This window comes from Klebsiella sp. LY (assembly GCF_004010915.1).
GTDB classification, from domain to species: domain Bacteria; phylum Pseudomonadota; class Gammaproteobacteria; order Enterobacterales; family Enterobacteriaceae; genus Klebsiella; species Klebsiella quasipneumoniae.
Genome location: NZ_CP022444.1, coordinates 4,547,106 through 4,564,636, shown reverse-complemented (window position 1 = coordinate 4,564,636; position 17,531 = coordinate 4,547,106). Strand labels below are relative to the sequence as shown.

Annotated in this window: 22 protein-coding genes; 6 read left to right on the top strand and 16 right to left on the bottom strand. The window is 47.9% G+C overall.

Annotated elements, in window-relative coordinates:
- Nucleotides 1-7: 7 nt before the first annotated feature.
- From CE636_RS25320 to CE636_RS25245, 15 genes are all read right to left on the bottom strand, one after another.
- Nucleotides 8-1,039, bottom strand: a complete 1,032-nt coding sequence (locus CE636_RS25320) for a DUF968 domain-containing protein (RefSeq protein WP_017898981.1) — start codon at nucleotides 1,037-1,039, stop codon at nucleotides 8-10.
- A 199-nt stretch (nucleotides 1,040-1,238) separates the two neighbouring features.
- Nucleotides 1,239-1,631 carry a LexA family transcriptional regulator gene (locus CE636_RS25310; protein WP_017898979.1) on the bottom strand — a complete coding sequence of 131 codons (393 nt, stop codon included), beginning with the start codon at nucleotides 1,629-1,631 and terminating at the stop codon, nucleotides 1,239-1,241.
- Between the two features lie 40 nt (nucleotides 1,632-1,671).
- Complete coding sequence (locus CE636_RS25305) at nucleotides 1,672-1,911, bottom strand: hypothetical protein (RefSeq protein WP_050597314.1); 240 nt, start codon at nucleotides 1,909-1,911, stop codon at nucleotides 1,672-1,674.
- 62 nt (nucleotides 1,912-1,973) lie between these two features.
- Nucleotides 1,974-2,207 carry a DinI family protein gene (locus CE636_RS25300; RefSeq protein WP_012542186.1) on the bottom strand — a complete coding sequence of 78 codons (234 nt, stop codon included), beginning with the start codon at nucleotides 2,205-2,207 and terminating at the stop codon, nucleotides 1,974-1,976.
- A gap of 410 nt (nucleotides 2,208-2,617) precedes the next feature.
- The gene (locus CE636_RS25295) at nucleotides 2,618-3,169 is read right to left on the bottom strand and encodes a toll/interleukin-1 receptor domain-containing protein (protein ID WP_017898978.1); all 552 of its coding nucleotides are present in this window, start codon (nucleotides 3,167-3,169) and stop codon (nucleotides 2,618-2,620) included.
- Nucleotides 3,170-3,465: 296 nt separating this feature from the next.
- Complete coding sequence (locus tag CE636_RS25290) at nucleotides 3,466-4,053, bottom strand: hypothetical protein (protein WP_017898977.1); 588 nt, start codon at nucleotides 4,051-4,053, stop codon at nucleotides 3,466-3,468.
- A gap of 3 nt (nucleotides 4,054-4,056) precedes the next feature.
- The gene (locus CE636_RS25285) at nucleotides 4,057-5,217 is read right to left on the bottom strand and encodes a toll/interleukin-1 receptor domain-containing protein (protein WP_228258408.1); all 1,161 of its coding nucleotides are present in this window, start codon (nucleotides 5,215-5,217) and stop codon (nucleotides 4,057-4,059) included.
- Between the two features lie 33 nt (nucleotides 5,218-5,250).
- Nucleotides 5,251-6,087: a toll/interleukin-1 receptor domain-containing protein gene (locus tag CE636_RS25280; protein WP_017898975.1), complete on the bottom strand. Its 837-nt coding sequence runs from the start codon at nucleotides 6,085-6,087 to the stop codon at nucleotides 5,251-5,253.
- Between the two features lie 62 nt (nucleotides 6,088-6,149).
- A complete protein-coding gene (locus tag CE636_RS25275) occupies nucleotides 6,150-7,766 on the bottom strand; it encodes a CBASS cGAMP-activated phospholipase (RefSeq protein WP_017898974.1) in 1,617 nt (538 codons plus the stop codon).
- A 129-nt stretch (nucleotides 7,767-7,895) separates the two neighbouring features.
- Entirely contained in the window at nucleotides 7,896-8,495 is a 600-nt protein-coding gene (locus CE636_RS25270; RefSeq protein WP_017898973.1) for a TIR domain-containing protein, read from the bottom strand.
- Between the two features lie 404 nt (nucleotides 8,496-8,899).
- The gene (locus CE636_RS25265; protein ID WP_017898972.1) at nucleotides 8,900-9,340 is read right to left on the bottom strand and encodes a PerC family transcriptional regulator; all 441 of its coding nucleotides are present in this window, start codon (nucleotides 9,338-9,340) and stop codon (nucleotides 8,900-8,902) included.
- Nucleotides 9,341-9,353: 13 nt separating this feature from the next.
- The gene (locus tag CE636_RS25260; protein WP_162889620.1) at nucleotides 9,354-9,899 is read right to left on the bottom strand and encodes a replication protein P; all 546 of its coding nucleotides are present in this window, start codon (nucleotides 9,897-9,899) and stop codon (nucleotides 9,354-9,356) included.
- Complete coding sequence (locus tag CE636_RS29455; protein WP_017898970.1) at nucleotides 9,811-10,794, bottom strand: DnaT-like ssDNA-binding domain-containing protein; 984 nt, start codon at nucleotides 10,792-10,794, stop codon at nucleotides 9,811-9,813. Before CE636_RS29455 ends, CE636_RS25260 begins: the two co-directional genes overlap by 89 nt.
- A 51-nt stretch (nucleotides 10,795-10,845) precedes the next feature.
- The gene (locus CE636_RS25250) at nucleotides 10,846-11,400 is read right to left on the bottom strand and encodes a toxin YdaT family protein (RefSeq protein WP_017898969.1); all 555 of its coding nucleotides are present in this window, start codon (nucleotides 11,398-11,400) and stop codon (nucleotides 10,846-10,848) included.
- A gap of 2 nt (nucleotides 11,401-11,402) precedes the next feature.
- Nucleotides 11,403-11,624 carry a transcriptional regulator gene (locus CE636_RS25245; RefSeq protein WP_004147982.1) on the bottom strand — a complete coding sequence of 74 codons (222 nt, stop codon included), beginning with the start codon at nucleotides 11,622-11,624 and terminating at the stop codon, nucleotides 11,403-11,405.
- Between the two features lie 180 nt (nucleotides 11,625-11,804).
- On the opposite strand from CE636_RS25245, the gene CE636_RS25240 reads away from it, so the two are divergent.
- Nucleotides 11,805-12,149: a transcriptional regulator gene (locus CE636_RS25240; protein ID WP_223168509.1), complete on the top strand. Its 345-nt coding sequence runs from the start codon at nucleotides 11,805-11,807 to the stop codon at nucleotides 12,147-12,149.
- A 320-nt stretch (nucleotides 12,150-12,469) separates the two neighbouring features.
- Here CE636_RS25240 and CE636_RS25235 read toward each other — a convergent pair whose 3' ends face one another.
- Entirely contained in the window at nucleotides 12,470-12,928 is a 459-nt protein-coding gene (locus tag CE636_RS25235; RefSeq protein ID WP_227661664.1) for a hypothetical protein, read from the bottom strand.
- 246 nt (nucleotides 12,929-13,174) lie between these two features.
- Here CE636_RS25235 and CE636_RS25225 point away from each other — a divergent pair, with 246 nt between their 5' ends.
- From CE636_RS25225 to CE636_RS25205, 5 genes are all read left to right on the top strand, one after another.
- Entirely contained in the window at nucleotides 13,175-13,369 is a 195-nt protein-coding gene (locus CE636_RS25225; protein ID WP_016160636.1) for a DUF1482 family protein, read from the top strand.
- 42 nt (nucleotides 13,370-13,411) lie between these two features.
- Entirely contained in the window at nucleotides 13,412-13,756 is a 345-nt protein-coding gene (locus tag CE636_RS25220; protein ID WP_014228879.1) for an Rrf2 family transcriptional regulator, read from the top strand.
- A gap of 141 nt (nucleotides 13,757-13,897) precedes the next feature.
- Nucleotides 13,898-16,036 (top strand): exonuclease, encoded by a 2,139-nt coding sequence (locus tag CE636_RS25215; protein WP_025999127.1) that lies wholly within the window; start codon nucleotides 13,898-13,900, stop codon nucleotides 16,034-16,036.
- Nucleotides 16,037-16,088: 52 nt separating this feature from the next.
- Nucleotides 16,089-16,334: an excisionase gene (locus CE636_RS25210; protein ID WP_012542206.1), complete on the top strand. Its 246-nt coding sequence runs from the start codon at nucleotides 16,089-16,091 to the stop codon at nucleotides 16,332-16,334.
- Nucleotides 16,315-17,442, top strand: a complete 1,128-nt coding sequence (locus CE636_RS25205; RefSeq protein ID WP_017898966.1) for a site-specific integrase — start codon at nucleotides 16,315-16,317, stop codon at nucleotides 17,440-17,442. Before CE636_RS25210 ends, CE636_RS25205 begins: the two co-directional genes overlap by 20 nt.
- Nucleotides 17,443-17,531: the final 89 nt, after the last annotated feature.

The following is a 17,531-nucleotide window of genomic DNA, read 5'->3' as shown; positions in this document are numbered from 1 at the left end:
AAGCTCCTCAGGAAAGAACGCCGAGCGCGTATGCCCGGTCCAGCAATTTAATAATCAATACCGGCTGGGTGCCGTATTCACGCTCAAAAGCGGCAGGGTCATGGTGCAAAGCACGGTGGTGCTTGCGGCATAATGGGATCGTAAAAATATCGTGGGCCTTGGTGCCTACGCCGCCCTGCCCCCAGCCAATAAGGTGGTGTGCATCATCTGCAGGCTGCCCGCAGCACATACACGGCTGTTTTTTAACCCATGAGATAAAGTCAGCTGATAACCATCGGCTCCGCTTAGGTCTCGCGAATAGTGTCGCCGGTGCAACAGGATCGACGTTCACAGGAACCAGAGGTTTGCCCGGCGTGGTTATTGCCCTTGGCTTGATTGTTTTTTCGAGACGGGGAGAAAGAATACTGGTGGCCGGTACCGACGGAACAATCTCACTCTCCCTGTAAACCGATTTAATGTTATCGTCTTTAATACGCAGGGATCGGCGCGCCATTTCTTCTGTAATTTCATCGCCAATCCCGGCGACTACCGCCCACCAGCATAGCTCCGCTAGTGACAATGAGCGCTGAGCGTCCAGACCAAGAGCGATGCGGGCAGTGTCGATTACCCAGTCAGCGTTATTAACACCTACCAGTTGATCGAGGGTTTGTTCCGTTTGGTTTTTAAGCTCATTATCACAGTGCCAGCATGCGATTATTACACCCGTCGAATGGCGAAATGGGACAAGCTCATGGTGATGGTAATCGGAATGTGTCCACTGACAGTTTTTAACTTGCCTACGCAACCACGCCTCGAGGGCACTAACCCCACCAGCTGCAGTGATAACTGCCTTCTTCATGAAAAAAGGTCTGATCCCCATATCATCCCGCAACGGCTGCCGGGCATCAGGAAGACGTCCACTGGGTATCTTTTTCATATTTGCCGGCGGCATTTCAACAAGAACCCGGCCGGCACCGAATAACGGCATTAATTCACTACCCGGCTTAAGCAGCACAATTCCAAGATGGCGTGCAATATCCACGTTAAGCAAAGCTCGCATCAGTCCCTCCACATCTTCTGTATGTAGGTCCTGTCAATCCGTGGCGGCTTCTTCGATTCCGGCAACAACACGCGGATCTCCCACGATGCAAAGTCTCTGGATAAGCTCTTCTCAACCACACAGTTATTTTTACGGTATCGCTCCACCAGCTCTGTAGCCTCAGCCTCTGAAAGTTGCTCGTGTAAAAACCAACTTTTCTTCATGGCTGATCACCGAACAGTTGCAAAAACTCAATCGCTCTTTCCCGCGCTCCGGGTTCTTCAGCGATCATTTCCTGCAGCAGCTGCACGGCGAGCATAGGCTCCTTTCGCCCGACGATGGAAATTCCTCTGGAGACACGGCGAGAGAGTTTTATAAAATTTTTTCTCTCTAACGCACGTAGATGCAACAGGACCGCATTAGACGAGCTAACGCCGAGCATATCGGCCAGCTCAGATAGCGTAGGTGGGTAGCCATGCTGATTGATGTAGGCCACCAGCAGATCGAAAACTTCCTGCTGGCGAAAAGTTAGTTTTGAAGACGAAACCAAACCGGCGCTCGATGAAGGAGCACCAGTCTGATGGGATTTTGATACTTCGGGGGTTTGCGTCATGGTTTCTCTCCGCGACGCAGCAGGTATAGGTTGTTCAGGCCTATGACGGGATTGTAACAGAACCAGGGGGAACCTGGTAACCAACTCCAGACTTAGCCTTTTCAATCATCTGTGAAAAAAGAGAGAGAGTCCCCACGATCTCATCCGGCTGCAAAGGCATAAACGAAACAGTGTCGCCGCGCCGGTACATTAAAGCGCGCTCGCACACAGGAAAGGATGTAAGACGAGCAACGATCACCCCATCGTCGCATCTGATAATTGCATAGCCGGTGTTCGGCATTTCTTGTTTTTTACTCACAGTAAAATCCTCAAAATAAACCAGGCAAGCTACTGGACCTCAACTTAACAGAACCAGTCATCAGCGCTTTCCCAGGTGTCCTGCAGGATTTCCTCTACACGTTTTTTATCTCCGTCCATTCCACCAAGCACGGTCAATCCATCAGAGCTGGCCCGACGAATCACAAGACTGCAGTTATTAAAGTTTTGATCCAATCGCCGCAGTAGCTCCTTCTCCAGAGCAGGCACAGCGCCATCCGGCAATTTTTTTTGGCGATCAATTGTGATTTCCACTTTCATAACTAGCTCCTTACGAAAATACTGTACAAATACACAGTATACCTCTTAGATAAAATGTTCAAGCCCTTAATGCTACTTTTCGCTAATCCATCTCCATGTTTAGATTGATTTTTTCTCCATGAATGGCAAAATTCGCCGTGGCGGATCGAGGTTTAAATTACAGGAATTTTGTCATTTTCGCGGTTTAAAACGCAGTTGATAGGTAAGTTTCCATCTCGGGCACGCACTCCAATTCATTAAGCTGGTTAAGGACACGCCTGAAAGCAACCTGTCAGGTGTTCTTCCTGCGACAATTGTTCCTCACTGCGGTGCAGAAAACTATTACGATTGATGGTATTAATCAAATTGCGGGATGGTTATCAAGATGGGGTAAGTCAAGCCAATGTGCATATCATGTCATCGAATTGCAGTCAGTACCCCGATAACCAAGCTCTTAATGGAACAGCTGTATTGGCTTTTGTATCAAGCACCATCCAAAGTTCCAGAGGATATCCTTTCAATAAACCCCAGACTACTCTTTGGTAAAGCCCTAGGTACTCCCAACTAACCCAGCTATCGTCGTGTGCAGTATCCGAGGCAGGAAATATTGCAATTTTTGAGAGCCCTTTAGCACCGTCAGCGATGCCTAACTCCCAAGGTACCCAACGACTTTCCTTGCTATTTTTGGTAGTAAGGAGCACGAATCTTTTCGTCTGCGCAATACGTTGTTTAAGTAAAGCTGCTGTTTCTTCGGACGTATATGGCGGCATTTCGGGATCAATTTCATCAATGTACACAGATGCTCCATGATTCTGAAGTACCTGAATCGCCCCAGGTAGAATTTCCTTGTCTTTGCTTGAGTGAGATAGAAACGTACTCATCGAAGCCGTAGCAGCCAAAGATTTGAATACGTTATCGCGAGTAGCTTGAGAGCTGCTAGCTGAAATGTTTCTTAGCTCTGCGGTTGTGACGTTACGAGCCATACATCTTTTTTCCTCAAAAGATAACACTAACTAAGATGAGCGCCCTATGAGGAGCTAGAATATTAGATTTTCCTGTATGAAAGATCAGCTAAAGGCGTACAGTGTGTCATTTTTGAGCATGACTGCATCGCAGGGTAAGATACAATCAGCGCCAGAGTTATTCTGGGAGCTATCCTGAAGACGTTTGAACCGAATAGTGACAACAACTTTTACTGCATTTCCCTAGCAACCTCTTCCTTTATCTCCCTCTATCCACCGACGCGTAGCCGATCAACCCTAAGCCACCATATGGCTTGTCAATCGGATTGAGAGCCCAGTATCTTATTAAGATAACGATCAAATAAAGATGCGAAATCCACGTCTCCCAGACGGCCTCCATCTAAGTAGCTATGATCCCTTGCTAGTCTCAGTGCTGCGCCTCCAGGGGCGGCGACCGGTAGAATTATTGCGTCAGGATGAAATTGCTTAAATAGCTCATACTCAACCTGAACTCCCTCCATCCCCCCTACAAAGACTGCGCCAACTAAGTCACATCGAGACAACATTTCCTGCCGCATAAGATGTAGGCTGCCGGCTAGATCATCAGGCACTGCATCGGTGTAAACGACATTGTCGAATCGCTCATTTTCTTCAGGATACTGGCCTTCGAAAAATCGGCTCTGGTACAATACTACGGAGCGAGTGTAATCGACGCCCAGATCTTCGCAAATGCTCCAGATCATGGGTGTTATGGCAGGGTGCCCCCCCCATACGATTTTCATTTTTCTTACGACCGCGATGGCAAACTCACGTACAGCACACTGAATCAGGAACGGATCAGCAGTTTCGTAATAATCACCTCGCCCATTGACCGGGACGCTTGCTGAAAGAAAAATAGAATCCACTTTTTAAACCTCCCAATCTGCAAACTGCCAGCCGGCCTCGCATGCTTTCACCCACTTCGTTGCCTGGATGTGCGAGCCGAGCCAATCCAAATGATTCAGCCACTGAGGATGTAGCCCCACATGGTCATACAGTATAGCAACTGATTCATCTGGATAGTTCATTGAGGCTTGGTGCATGGTTGATGACGTCGGGACCCCGACCGTCGGGTAAACCACTATAATTCGTCCTGTGGGCAGACGAACTTTGATTTCCCGCCCCACTCCCATACCAATGACTTCACCACCTATTGCCTCAATTCCAATACGCAAATTGCTGACTAGGTTGATAGTCCTCACAGCATGACTTTTGCTGCGCACCGCCTCAAGTTGTAGACAAATGCGGTCGATAGCGGAATTCTCGATATGTCCTGTTCCGCCGTCCAACTCGCCTTCAGCTAACTCAGCAAGGCTTGCAGTACCCAATCCACGAGACTGCTTCGTTTCAGGCCAAGCGACTCGAAGAACACTTATACCTTTCGCGAGAGCCCTCCCAAACTCAGCTGATGTCCAACGACTATTAAAATAGTCAGGAGTATCTAGCATCAACAGCACGTCAGAATCGCAGAGTCTATGCCACAACATGGTCTGAAAATCTTCTGCTGGCGCAATACTATGAGTGTCAAGGAATACGTCGAAATGGCGCTCTGACAGAGCATCGAACATCTGGAGCGCGGCAACTCTGGCTTCATCCCGGCGGTAGCTTACGAAGACCCTTCGTTGTTTCGGAAGCAATCCAGCGCATTCAAGAAGAGCTATCGAGACACGCTTAGCACCACCATTTGCGTAGGCCAGACAGTTCAGCGGTCGCAGCAGCTCAGGAATCTCCGCAGCTACATGTCGTAGATCGGATACAATTGGAATTACAGGAGTACCGCTGCGAAGCAAGCTCGGTAAACTTGGGTGTTCTATGCCCTCTCCTCCAAAAAAAACAACCGCGCTCGCTCTCAACTGATTTGGTGTAAACATATCAGGAGCTATTTCCCAACTGATCTCCTGACCGAGTCGTAGCCCGTACATCTCCACTGCAGTTTTAACCGCATCCTCCAAATCGCGCAGTTGCTCGTCTGAAGGGGAGCCTATAACAGCAAGCTGATAGATAGGAAGCATGGTTGCCCTTTTATGCAATTACAGTTATCGTCAAACGGTGTAGTTTCTAAGCTACATCCGGGGTGCCTTTAGTAGCTTCTCATCGACCCCCAGTTCCATATAAAGCTTATCAACATGATGGAGCCCGCTGAGCCTCCTAATGAAATCGGAGTCATCCGGCAGGGTATAGGAGCTTAGCCACTTCATAAACTGTTCATAATCCATTGAGTAAGTGGATTGAGGGAGTATGTATCTAAACTCAGCGTGTTTACTATCAAACGCGGCTTCTTCTATTTTCCGATAACCCTCCATACCCATCCCGTATTCGAGTCGCTTGCGCACTGTTCGTTTCACATTTCGTGCAAACATAAGTTCGGAGAAAATCCAGGGAGAGGAAAGTCGCTCCCTATCCGACATGTATTCATCAATTTTGATCGAACTTTCCGTGCCTAAGAAAACGAAAAGCTCAGAGCGATGGATCATCTGCTGGAGCGCTGCGTTTAAGATTAAGTGAACATTAGTTGTCGTTCTGTTCCTCAGTGCGTAGCTATAATTTTCCCAACCTGTAGGGATACAGAATTTGTTATCAATCTCCTGAAGCAACTCATCAGCGAAGCCCCAAACGCATGAATCGACGAAAGGCTTCAGGCCAATTCTTTCTAGGCTTAAAGCAATACGAATAGCCTGATCTTCATCGTTATGTGAGTGGGAAATGAATACGTCAATCTCCGTCTCTGGGAATACGCTTTGCTGGATTTTCTCTGCATCCAGCAGGTTGTTACCATTCATCAGGTACTCTTCAAGCCTGATGGCAATGTGGTCATTTTTCGCTTTGTAGGATGCGACGTCAGAATCACTCCATTCTGAATCGAGCGCAACGACATTTTCAATTTTCAAGTCCAGGAACATACAACCCCCATTTATGCAAAGGAGCTTAGGATTATGTGTACTGATTTCTCGCAAAGTGCCGGTTAAAAACGCACCCATTCATCTGCATGCCGACCATCAAAAAACCTTGAGCGCACTTCTGCAAAGTGTTCTTTTCCTGCTTCATTCCCACGTGCAGCCATTTCCTGAATTGCCTCTCTGTCATCAAGCTTGATTTCGGCAGGGGTTTGTTGGTTGATACGCAAATGACGAGTGGGTCCTAGGAAACTTTCAGCAAGTGCGAGTGCACCGTGCTCCTGTGCAGCAAAAAACAGGTCAGCGCTATGAGGTGCCCATCCGGCTTTGCCCTTCCCCAACTGGTCAGTAAAATCGCTTTCACTGCTGAGTGTTCCAATGCTCAGCACATCGATACGATCCAGTGGAATTTTTAGGTATCTGACAGCTTCCGCAAGTGCAGGCAAAATAGGATTGTTTGCCCAAACTCCCCCGTCAAGGAACGTTTCGAGGGCGATTGGCCCCTCCCATGTCGACTCGTCGAAGAATGTTGGTGCTGCTGACGAAGCCAAGGCCGCATCGACTGCAGAGATATCGCGATACGCAGTACGATCTGGACTGTGAGGCGTTACTATCGCTTCTGCTTGTCCCTGCTTCGCTCTTACCGTAGGTATGACCAAACGACAGCATGAATCTTCAGCCAGTGTCTTTTCACCGTACACCTCTGTAAGTAGCTGTCGCAATGTGGTTGAATCATGCTTGGATTTGAGCCAATGTCTCAGCTTTCGATCCTTAGGAAAAATTTTAGGGCCCTTTTCTTCGTAAAAAGCCAGAATTTCACTTGGGTTCAGACCAAGGGCTAGACCGATGGCAAGGATAGCGCCAGTCGATGTACCTGCAACTAAATCGAAATGAGAGATGATGCCATTTCCGCCACCAGCTTTGAGCATATCGTCCCACTTGGCTAGCACAGCTGCAGTAAATGTGCCTCTCAGTCCGCCACCGTCTAAAGCCAAAATTCGGAAATTTCGGCCTTGAGTTACATTCCTTCGTGAGAGGGGCAAATTTTTGAGCTGCTCGACAATCAGATCGACAACCGAATCAACATTAGTGCAACGCGCAATGACTTCGTTATCTTCCTGACTTAGTCCGTTTTTCAGACGTCTTAATAGCGACGGATCTTCATTGAGATAGCCAGCAATCGCGCCGCCAAAACCTGCGGCCACAAATCCAGGCTTTCCAAGCTCCAGCATGGTATCTAGTTCATTGGGCACACCAGCATTCGTTTTATTGACATCCCACCAGGCGCCACCGACGCAGACAATCGCATCTGAACGATCGGCCATCCAATCGCGCATGGGAGTCAAACCACTTTTCGGATTTCCCTCTTCGAACTCTGCCGGTACTATCTCGACAGCCGCATACATTTGTTGCTCCTCGATTTCAGCGGCATACTGAGCTGTAGCAAAGCTTTTTGCTCGAACTAGTGTGAGTGCACCTTTGTCTCCACCTGCATCAATAAAATTTTCTGCTGCTTTTTTTAGTGGAGCGATAAATGAAGGGTGACTGCCATGCACTATTGATCCCCCTTCGCTGAAGATTTTTGCCGCCAGTTTGCTAACAAAATTGGCAATATCTTCGTTATGCTCCTTATTCGAGCCGGATAGGTGGATTCGCACGCCCGCCAGACGTTGTTTAATTATCACTCTAAGCACCCATATTTATCTAAAGGCATCATTGATTGCTCTAAGCCAAACATCTTATTCAGAATAAGGCGTCGCGCATATCCGACCGTTCATCGAGAGTTCCTCCAGCAAAGAGGAGGAGCGCATAGACTAGCGGCCAGCAACTACGGCAGCTGCTTCAATCCACGCGGATATGTTTTCTCTGCCGTTCTGAGCTGCGTAATCATATCTCAGACAATGGTCTGAGATTCTCGTTACGGCTAAGGTAGTAGGGGCTTCAAACCACAGGTCGGATGCAGGAATAGCCAAGGTATAGTCCTCGTACTTTACCCACTTATTATTTTTAATTTCAGCAAAGTAAATCAGTCCATTCGAACAGTAAACCCCAACTTGGGAAAGTGGATCAGTTCCTTTTACCCCCAAAACCTGCATACTGTTTTTTACGCCGTGAATATCAACTGTCAGTAGGCCATTTTTCTTCAAAACGCTGCGTACAATCTCATATCGAACCCAACGTCTGCTAGCAGTGTACTGACCAGCCAAAACGCAAGTAACCGATGTGTTTTTTAGCCCGTCGCGTAGAAAATCTTTCAGAACGTTGTCACCTTCCTTCTGTGATGCTTCGAAAACGCTAGCATCATAGAATCCCTCAGATTCTTTCTCTTTAGGAACAACCCAGCTGTTTCTGACATTCCACGCACGCCATACATCTTCTTGATAGTGAAAAGAAAAAAAAGTTTTTCTCGGCATACCTTACCTCGTTCCAGATGAATTTCTATCTACGTATTCAGAGCATCCACTGTAAATGGTCAATACAGATCTAGCGAGGTACCATAAGTATGCTGCCCTGTATTGATAAAGACTTAGTGTTTATAAGGTATCACTAACCATACTCCTGCGGCATCATTCAGGCACGCAATATTAAAAATTTTTGTGCGCGTTCCTGCATAGGGTAAATTCGCTTCTAGTCTTCTGTAACTAAGTGCTCACTGAAGTGAAAATGCGAATCGGTTATCCCTTTTATAAATATTGATGCAACTATGCCAGAACTTCCGTTTCATGCTCTTAACGAACATTTCAGCTTTGCCTTTCACCGGGCATATGGATTTAACCTGAACATCTCGGGCCAGTTACAATTACTTTTTTTGGTATAATCAATACCTCGCTGCATTGCGTAGGCATCGGTTGCGCATTCTGGCAAGTAACCTGAGCTCGTTTGCTGTTGTCGTCATTCCAAGCATCGATGTGTAAACAGTCGCAGCCCGGCGCCACAGCTTTTTGTCTTCCAGGGTCTTCGCCAGGGACAGTGCGTCCTGGACTTTTTTCACATCTTCTTCAGATAATTGTGTTGCAGCCTGCGGCACGGCAACATCGGGAACCTTAACGCCAGCAACCACTCGATAGACATACTGGTAGCCGTTATGGGTACGATGGAGTTTTCCCGCGGCATGGAGCTGCCGCAGCAAGTTACCTGCTGTACTGGCTTGCAAGTCCAGCGCATCGCAGACATCCTGCAGGACGCATTCTGGCGTCCGGCTAACGATGGCAAGCACCATCTGTGCTTTGGTTACTTTGGTTTTTGATTGTTTGGTCATGGTCAAAACTCGTTTACTTGGTTAAACCTGCCGCCTTGCGGCGTTTGTACTCTTCCATCAGAACCTGCGCTGGCGTCGGCCCTGCTGGATGCCTCGGTGCTGCCAACTGCCGACGAATCGGGGGAATCGAAAACCCGTTAGCCAGGTGTTTGGTCCATTTCGTGAGTAAGTTTTCTGCCAGTTTTTTCAGCTCTCCCTCCGTCAGGTTCCTCTCAACTCCAGTTCTGCGCATCTCAATGCAAATGTGATACAGAACATCCTGTTTCCATGGGTATTTGTCGCTGCCCGAGTATCGATAAGATTCGTTTCTCCAGCGTTTGTACTCCGCCATCACTGCATCGGATGTCAGATTGAATGGATTAGCACCGCTGGCTGACACCAGCGCAACGAACTCAGCAAGATCCGGCGGCCATGTGTTTCCCGCCGCACAGCGCTCCATACACTGCCTGCAGACCAGCATAATCTGGGCATCACTCATCGATCCAATCTGGGCAATCCACATATCCGAGGGCGCCGCCCCGTTCTTCTGGGTCCACCGGTTCGAGAATATCTCCCCCATTACCGTCCATAGCCGCCAAGCCGTATCCGCCGCCAGCAAGTCCGTTTTGCTTTTCCCAGCGCTCTCTGGCTGCCTGAATTTCCTGAACAGCCCGGGATGCGGTGTTAACTGGTTGAATTCCTGCATGGTCTTTACCTCCGGTTGCTGGTTGTGGTTTAGATTTGGCTCTGGCACTTATCACGCTGCGGGCAAATTTCTGCTCCCACTGAATCTGAGTGAACACTTTCCCCTCGGATTTCCAGTACGCGATGAACTCTGCCAGCTCTGTCGGCAGGTATGCCGGTTCGGGAAGCGCTATACCCCAGGTAGCAGCCAGCCGCGGCCAGTCCTGTGACGGCAGCCAAAGGTCGTGCATGGCGAATTTCCCGATCGGAATATCCACTCCAGGCAGATACTGAGGTTGCTGGGGAAAATTTCTCTCCTGCGCATAGAGAGTGGGGTTTGATCCTTTTCCTTTCCCTTCCCTTCCTTTTCCGTCAGTGAGTCCTCCATGAGGATTCACTGAGTCCTCACTGAGCCCTCCTTGATTAGGAGCTCTCTTTTCTTCCTTTCCTGCCTTAGACTCAGTGAATTCTGGCGGAAGAGGTATTTTTGAGGCCGAAGGCCTGTTTATTTTTTGATGCTTAAGGAAACCTTTAATCTGCAAATAGCAGACATCATTCACTGAATACTCAGTGAGTAATCCATGAGTAATCAGTTCCTGTATTAGTGGTTCGCAATCGAGCGCGTCCGCAGGGAAGATTTGCATCTTCAACCGTTTTGGCGAACGCTCAAGGCATCCCATATCGTTGGCGAAGTTGAACAACCCGATAAACAGGAGACGCGCTGGAATTGAACATTCCACCACCTTCTCATCTGTCCAGAATTCAGGTTTAACTGTTCTGATGCGGGCCATCTGAAACCTCTTATTAACCAGCTGGTGCTGGTGGTCATTGTCAAAACTCGATTAGAAAAACTGCGGCGCTACGGCGCTAATGCTCGCCAGAAGTGGTCCCGCCGCATCTGCAGGAAGCATGTTAAAAAGTGCAATTGCTGCCTCCCGAATTTCACGCTCTAACTTCTGCAACGGAGCACCAAGCAATTTTGCCTGGTGCGCTTCGCTACACTCTTTGATTGCTTGAGCCACCAGCTCGCTTTCAGTCAATCCACGTTTCAATCCGTGTTTGCGCGCAATCTCAATAGGCATCGCATCAGCGATCGCTCCTGAAAGCTGCATGACGTAGCTGGTGTACTTCTCTGATCCGGATTCGTTTTTCAGGTAGCGGTACAGATTCTGTTTATTGACGTTTATTCCGCGACCGTTTTGTTTTCTCCATTGCTCATCCACCAGCTGCGCGATGTGGTCCTGTGCACGTCCAGGTAAAGTCGACTCCCATTCCTGAACGGCAGCAAAAATTGCTCTACTCTTCATCCGAGCCCGGCGTAGACCGGAAAACTGATTTTCTGAGTTCAGTTGCAGGCCCATTACCGGGTTATGATTTTTAAAAGAGATGGTTTGCATGCTTACTCCTTCGGTAATCCATCCGTTGGGTTTGGGTAGAGATCTGGTCTGAGTTCATGCGGAGTAACTTTCCACTCCAATGCCTTACTGACTTTCAGAACCAACTCGCCGGGAACTTTATGTTTGAACCAACCATTTACTGTTTGTGCTCGCCGATTAAGCCGCCGTCCGATTTCCGATTGGCTACACACGGCAAGTAATTTTTTTTGAAGTGATGGCTTCATACGTTGCTCCACTAAAAACTGTAAATTTGAATTACAGTTTAATCAGTTTATTTCGATAGTGTCAAATCATTCGATATGAGGCCTGAAGAAAAAATCTGTATAATCTTTCTCATGTGTTTGTTTGGGTGGATGAAGATGAACTTTGGTGTTCGACTGCAACGAGTCTTAGATGAGATAGGAATGTCTCAATCAGAACTGGGGCGGAGGATCGGTGCGACATCCCAATCAGTGAATGGCTGGTGTCAGGCTGGAATCCTTCCCAGAAAAGAAATGCTTGAGCAACTTCCTGATATAACAGGAAAACCTTTGTATTGGTTTTTCATGACAGATGAAGACGAAGAGACGCTGCAGCCGCCAAGATCGGAAGATATCTATGTCCTTACCCCGGAGACCAAAAAGCTCATAGAAATTTACGATCAGCTTCCTCAAGTGGAGCAAGAACGATTCGTCGGGTTAATGCAGTTAAGGTTGGAAGAACTCGATGCTTTCATGAACGAATATTTAATGAAACGAAAGAAAGACTAGAACAGCCTTCCCCCCCTTCATAAGCGCCGCCTTCGGGCGGTTTTTTTGTGCCTGCTCCCCACCTCACATCCAATTCTGAAATTTAAATCATCAGTTTTAATTGACAGCTGTAGTTTATATCGATAATACTATCTCCGTCCTATGACGTCATCGAGGCAGGAAGCCCACGTAGTAGCTGCCGGCGGCATACGAAACACCGGATGAGATGACGACAAGAAGAATTCGCAGCAGGTTATAACGTTCCGCCGGCCGGCGTTACAGGCATGAGATAGGGCATCACTATGAGAATAGATATATCCAAGATAGGGAAAATTTACTTTTTACTCGTCTCCCCAATCAAACTCTCTGTCGCGCAGGAATTGGAGGCCCGATTCGGAGACCGCGTAATCATTGCAGCTTTTGGTACTGATATCACGTCCATGGGCCTGGCACCAGGTGATGAAATCGTAAGTGCTGGCTACCACCTTCACAGCCTGGATACCGCTGTTTTCGTAGCGCTCCACCATGCTATCGGTGCGGATACGCCAGTCGTGGTAGTCAAAGGGAAGGACGTAAGCATCTGAAAGGATTTTTTGGAATTCTTCGTAGTGAGCGGGATTTTCGTACCAGAAGACAGGTATAGGGCTACGAGACATTTTGCTCTCTTTTATTTGGCTGTGTGAGAGCGCCAAGAATACCACCGAGCCTGAAGTGGTGAAAAGACAGGCATGACGACTATCAGGCTTTTCAATGCGGTGAATGCGGCTATGCGCACGCGACACAGTTAAAAAAGTAAACATGGCGGTTATTCACACGTTGTGGGGAAAAAGTTGTCGGCGGTAGTTGTTAACTGGCTGCCGTCACCGGGAGGCACCCGGCGCCGCATTGCAAAACCACATCCTAATACTGAGTTAACTGGAGATAACTATGAAGGATTTTGCCCGAGTACCTACCGGGAACCAGGCGACCCGCCTGAACTGGTTCGAGGTGAGACTACGTCAGCTGTGTTACTTGCTGGCGCAGAAAGGAAACCCTGAGGCTGAGGCATGAATACCCTGTTTGCCCTTGTCATCAGCGTTTGTGCTCTCACTGGTGAATGCTCTGATGTTCTGATCGGTGTTTATCCATCAGAGGCCAGTTGCAACAGCAACGCCGATGAACAAAAAGTACAGGGCCAGTGCCTCCCCTACCGAAATGCACAAAACATGGCTGACGACCAACAGCCTGCAGTGAGTTTTTGAATCGAGTTTTGACCAATGGCCGTTACGGCCGGAGAAGTGATTATGGAATTTGGAATGAAACGCGTTCTGGCATCTGTCCAGGCCGCCGCCACTTTGAATAAGCTCTATGACGGCTCGCCCGTTTCACTGACGGCCATCAGTAAAGAGTCAAAGCTGTCTACTTCATACCTTGAGCAGATCTTCAAAAAGCTGCGGGCGGGTAACCTGGTTATTTCACAGCGTGGCCCAGGTGGTGGTTATAGCCCCCGCGGCGATGACATCACCGTTACAGAAGTGATCACTGCGGTATCTAAACTGCCAGCCCATAAAACTTTTGAGCCTATCCTGCGAGCGCTTGACGACGTTCGCGTATCACAGCTGCTACGGGGCGATTCGCCAGCCCCATAAAGCACAAAACCCGCGCAAGGCGGGTTAAGTACCCGGTCAGCCGACCAAAGCTTTCCGGAATCGAGTTTTGACCAATGACCACCACCAGGGCGGCTGCCATCAGCTGCCGGGTATCTTACAATCCAAAGGAGCCCAAACGCAATGAACAACTACCCGTATCTCATTAAAGCGAAGGCAAAAGCAAACGAAGCGAAAAGTCTCTTCTGCTGGTTCTCTGCTAAATCCGATTCTCGCGCCGAGCGCAAAATCCTGGACATCCTGGAAGACGCTGAAATTAACGTTGGCCGCGGCGCCAGCCATCAGCTGCCGATCCGCACCAACTGGCTCATCGTTGATGACTTACCGGAAGAAGGTGTACTGGATGACACCTGGTGCGATCGTTACGAGCTTGGTGGTGAAGACGGGCTGACATGGCAAAAAATCGTTGCGCCGGCGGCTGCTGAACCACAGCCCTCCAGTAAACCAGAAAACGATATCTCTCCTGCAAATAGCGATGAAGAGGACTATTCGAACAATGAAGAAGCACTCTTCAACCTGGCAGAAATGTCATTCCGCACGCAGCTGCTTGCCCAGTATATGGCCGACGAACGTCACGTATATCACATTAGCATTCCTCATCGAAACCGCCTTTCAGCGATGGAAATGGATACGGATAATCACGGTGTGCAGAATCTGCTGCTGACGGCAGAAAATATTCCGGAGCTTAAAAAATATGATATGCCTGGCCTGTGGAAATTTACCAGTGTATTTAAGAGCGTATTTCCTGTGGGGAAACGCCATGAGCTCGGCAAGCAAATTCAGTTCGCCAAATTGTGGCTTGAAACGTCACACATTGACCGCGGGATCCTTACCAAGGAATGGGCTGCTGGAAACTATATCACCTCAATAAACAAAACCGATAGCGGCGCCAATGCTGGTGGCGGAAACAAAACTGACCGCAATCCGGATTATCAGCATTCGCTGGATACTCTGGATATAGAGATCGCCCTTGCGACGATGCCTATGGATTTTGATATCTATAATTTTCCGGCATCAGTCCACCGCCGCGCGAAGGAAATAGTACAGAAGAAAGAAAGTCCATTTAAAGAATGGTCTGCAGCATTACGGAGCACACCAGGCATCCTTGATTATTCCCGTGCAGCGATTTTTGCACTGATCAGGGAAGCATCCAGTGGAATAACTCCTTTTCCAGATCGGTTGCGTGGCTACATCAACGCGAATCTGACTGAACATAAGCATGATACCCCGAGCGCTGAAACGCTTGCCAAGGCGGGGCATATTCCATCTGCAGCAGTCACTCTGGATGCAATAAACCAAGCAATCGCCGGAGAGGATAGCAGCGCAAACCTGGAAACACTCTCCTCCGACTTTAAAGCAGTTGGTACCGAACTGGTAAAAGAGGCTCAAAAGCAACGTCCAGACGCTAATCAGGTTCTGGCCTCCGAGCGCGGCGAATATGTTGAAGGGATTAGCGACCCTACGGATCCGAAGTGGGTAACCGAAGACCTTACCAAGACCAGGCAGCCTGAAGTTTCAAAAATTGGGGACGGAGTATTTTCCATTGACGGTCTTGTTGATGTTAAGGGCAAGGTTAACCAAAAAGAAAAAACAGATGAAGTTGTTCATCAAATGGATGCTGTAGATATTGAATCCGGTCATCATAATAAGGATGAAGATCAGCCAATTGATTATGTTCACGTTATGGTTGATCTGGAAACCATGGGTAAAAAACATAACGCCCCTATCGTCGCTATTGGTGCGGTTGTTTTTGACCCGGCAACCGGCTCTATTGGAGAAAGTTTCTATAAAGTCGTATGCCTTGAATCCTCTGTGAACTGGGGCGCCGTAATCGATCCCTCTACTGTTATCTGGTGGCTTAAGCAGTCCTCCGAAGCACGCTCTGCGATCGTAAATGATGATGCTATCCCGTTGCAGGATGCATTACTCCAGTTCAGAGAATTTGTTTCTGATAATGTCGCTGGTGGGAGCAAAAAGGCGCAGGTATGGGGTAACGGTGCGTCATTCGACAACTCTATTCTGCGTTCTTCTTACGATTGCATTGCTGAAGATTATCCGTGGGAATACTGGAACGATCGGGACGTACGAACAATGGTAGAGCTCGGCCAGGCCATTAGCTTCGACCCCAAAACAACGATCCCGTTTGAAGGGTCTCGTCACAATGCCCTCGCTGATGCTATTCATCAGGCCCGCTATGTATCAGCGATCTGGCAGCGAATAATTGCCGGCAATCAGGTGCTGCAAAAATTGATGCAAAACTGATTTTTTATTTTCAGATACTGGCCCAGCAATGGGCCATAATGAGGTAAAACACATGCTTCAGATGTTAACCCTTGAAGAGTGGGCAAACGAGAAATATAGAAGCAATCCTCCAAGCGTTTCCACTCTCAGGAATTATGCTAAACAGAATATGTTTTCTCCCCCAGCCAAAAAAGAAGGTCGATTCTGGCGCGTCAGGGAGGATGCTGAGTTGGTCGGTACATTGACCACTCCTGTAGTAAAGAAAAGCGACCCTGTTCTTTTGCAGAGGATTTTGAACGATGGCTGCCAGACCACGTAAAAATAATATATCTATTCCAAATTTATACCCGCTCTACAGTAGAAAGGTTAATAAAGTATACTGGCGTTATAAGCACCCGATAACTGGTAAGTTTCATAGTCTAGGAACAGATGAAGCAGAGGCCACGGCAATAGCTATTGAAGCAAATAAAAGACTGGCGGAACAACAAACCCGCCAGATAATGGCAATCACTGACAGAATTTCCACCAGCTCAGGAAAATCAATATCAACTAACACCTGGCTTGAACGTTACTGGAAGATTCAGCAAGAAAGATTAAAGTCCGGAGATATTAAAGAAAACACTATCAAACAAAAAGCAAAACCAGTATCTCTGCTTAAGGAGCGGGTAGGAATGAAATTAATATCCGCTGTCAATGTTCGAGATGTTGCGCAAATTCTTGATGAATATTTAGCGGAGGGACAACCCAGAATGGCTCAGGTCATTCGCTCTGTCCTAATAGATGTTTTTAAAGAAGCTCAGCATGCGGGAGAAGTACCTCCTGGTTATAACCCTGCACTAGCAACTAAACAACCTCGTAGAAAGATCACTCGCCAGCGCCTCACTCTTGAGGAATGGCAAAAGATTTTTGATATAGCCGATGAAAATCACAAATACATGGGGAACGCCATGCTTTTAGCCATAGTAACAGGACAGCGACTAGGTGATATATCCCGTATGAAATTCTCGGACATCTGGGACGATCATCTACACGTTGAACAAGAGAAAACCGGAAGCAAAATCGCTATACCATTAGCTCTGCGTTGCAACGCAATCAACTGGAGCCTCCGAGATGTAATCAGTCGTTGCCGGGATTATGCAGTAAGCCCTTATTTGGTTCATTTCTTTAGAACCACCTCACAGGCTGAGCGAGGAGCACAGGTGAAACCCAGAACACTGACCATGAATTTCAGCAAGGCAAGAGACAGTGCAGATATCGACTGGGGACAAGGTACACCGGCAACTTTCCATGAACAAAGATCGCTTTCCGAGCGGTTATATAAAGCCCAGGGTATAAACACGAAAGATTTACTTGGACATAAAACTCAACAACAAACGGATAGGTACCATGATGATCGAGGGAAGGGGTGGACAACGGTGGCCTTATGAAGTTTTTCGGGAGGGGTTTTGATAACTTGTTTTGATAAAATTTTGATAACCGTTCGAAAACTAATAATAAAAACGGGAACCACCAGGTT

What these genes read in the sequence shown, in the direction of transcription:
- CE636_RS25320 (WP_017898981.1), bottom strand. Translation starts at nt 1,039, where the DNA reads ATGCGAGCTTTGCTTAACGTGGATATTGCACGCCATCTTGGAATTGTG.
- CE636_RS25310 (WP_017898979.1), bottom strand. Translation starts at nt 1,631, where the DNA reads ATGACGCAAACCCCCGAAGTATCAAAATCCCATCAGACTGGTGCTCCT.
- CE636_RS25305 (WP_050597314.1), bottom strand. Translation starts at nt 1,911, where the DNA reads ATGCCGAACACCGGCTATGCAATTATCAGATGCGACGATGGGGTGATC.
- CE636_RS25300 (WP_012542186.1), bottom strand. Translation starts at nt 2,207, where the DNA reads ATGAAAGTGGAAATCACAATTGATCGCCAAAAAAAATTGCCGGATGGC.
- CE636_RS25295 (WP_017898978.1), bottom strand. Translation starts at nt 3,169, where the DNA reads ATGGCTCGTAACGTCACAACCGCAGAGCTAAGAAACATTTCAGCTAGC.
- CE636_RS25280 (WP_017898975.1), bottom strand. Translation starts at nt 6,087, where the DNA reads ATGTTCCTGGACTTGAAAATTGAAAATGTCGTTGCGCTCGATTCAGAA.
- CE636_RS25270 (WP_017898973.1), bottom strand. Translation starts at nt 8,495, where the DNA reads ATGCCGAGAAAAACTTTTTTTTCTTTTCACTATCAAGAAGATGTATGG.
- CE636_RS25265 (WP_017898972.1), bottom strand. Translation starts at nt 9,340, where the DNA reads ATGACCAAACAATCAAAAACCAAAGTAACCAAAGCACAGATGGTGCTT.
- CE636_RS25260 (WP_162889620.1), bottom strand. Translation starts at nt 9,899, where the DNA reads ATGGGGGAGATATTCTCGAACCGGTGGACCCAGAAGAACGGGGCGGCG.
- CE636_RS29455 (WP_017898970.1), bottom strand. Translation starts at nt 10,794, where the DNA reads ATGGCCCGCATCAGAACAGTTAAACCTGAATTCTGGACAGATGAGAAG.
- CE636_RS25250 (WP_017898969.1), bottom strand. Translation starts at nt 11,400, where the DNA reads ATGCAAACCATCTCTTTTAAAAATCATAACCCGGTAATGGGCCTGCAA.
- CE636_RS25245 (WP_004147982.1), bottom strand. Translation starts at nt 11,624, where the DNA reads ATGAAGCCATCACTTCAAAAAAAATTACTTGCCGTGTGTAGCCAATCG.
- CE636_RS25240 (WP_223168509.1), top strand. Translation starts at nt 11,805, where the DNA reads ATGTCTCAATCAGAACTGGGGCGGAGGATCGGTGCGACATCCCAATCA.
- CE636_RS25235 (WP_227661664.1), bottom strand. Translation starts at nt 12,928, where the DNA reads ATGTTTACTTTTTTAACTGTGTCGCGTGCGCATAGCCGCATTCACCGC.
- CE636_RS25225 (WP_016160636.1), top strand. Translation starts at nt 13,175, where the DNA reads ATGAATACCCTGTTTGCCCTTGTCATCAGCGTTTGTGCTCTCACTGGT.
- CE636_RS25220 (WP_014228879.1), top strand. Translation starts at nt 13,412, where the DNA reads ATGGAATTTGGAATGAAACGCGTTCTGGCATCTGTCCAGGCCGCCGCC.
- CE636_RS25215 (WP_025999127.1), top strand. Translation starts at nt 13,898, where the DNA reads ATGAACAACTACCCGTATCTCATTAAAGCGAAGGCAAAAGCAAACGAA.
- CE636_RS25210 (WP_012542206.1), top strand. Translation starts at nt 16,089, where the DNA reads ATGCTTCAGATGTTAACCCTTGAAGAGTGGGCAAACGAGAAATATAGA.
- CE636_RS25205 (WP_017898966.1), top strand. Translation starts at nt 16,315, where the DNA reads ATGGCTGCCAGACCACGTAAAAATAATATATCTATTCCAAATTTATAC.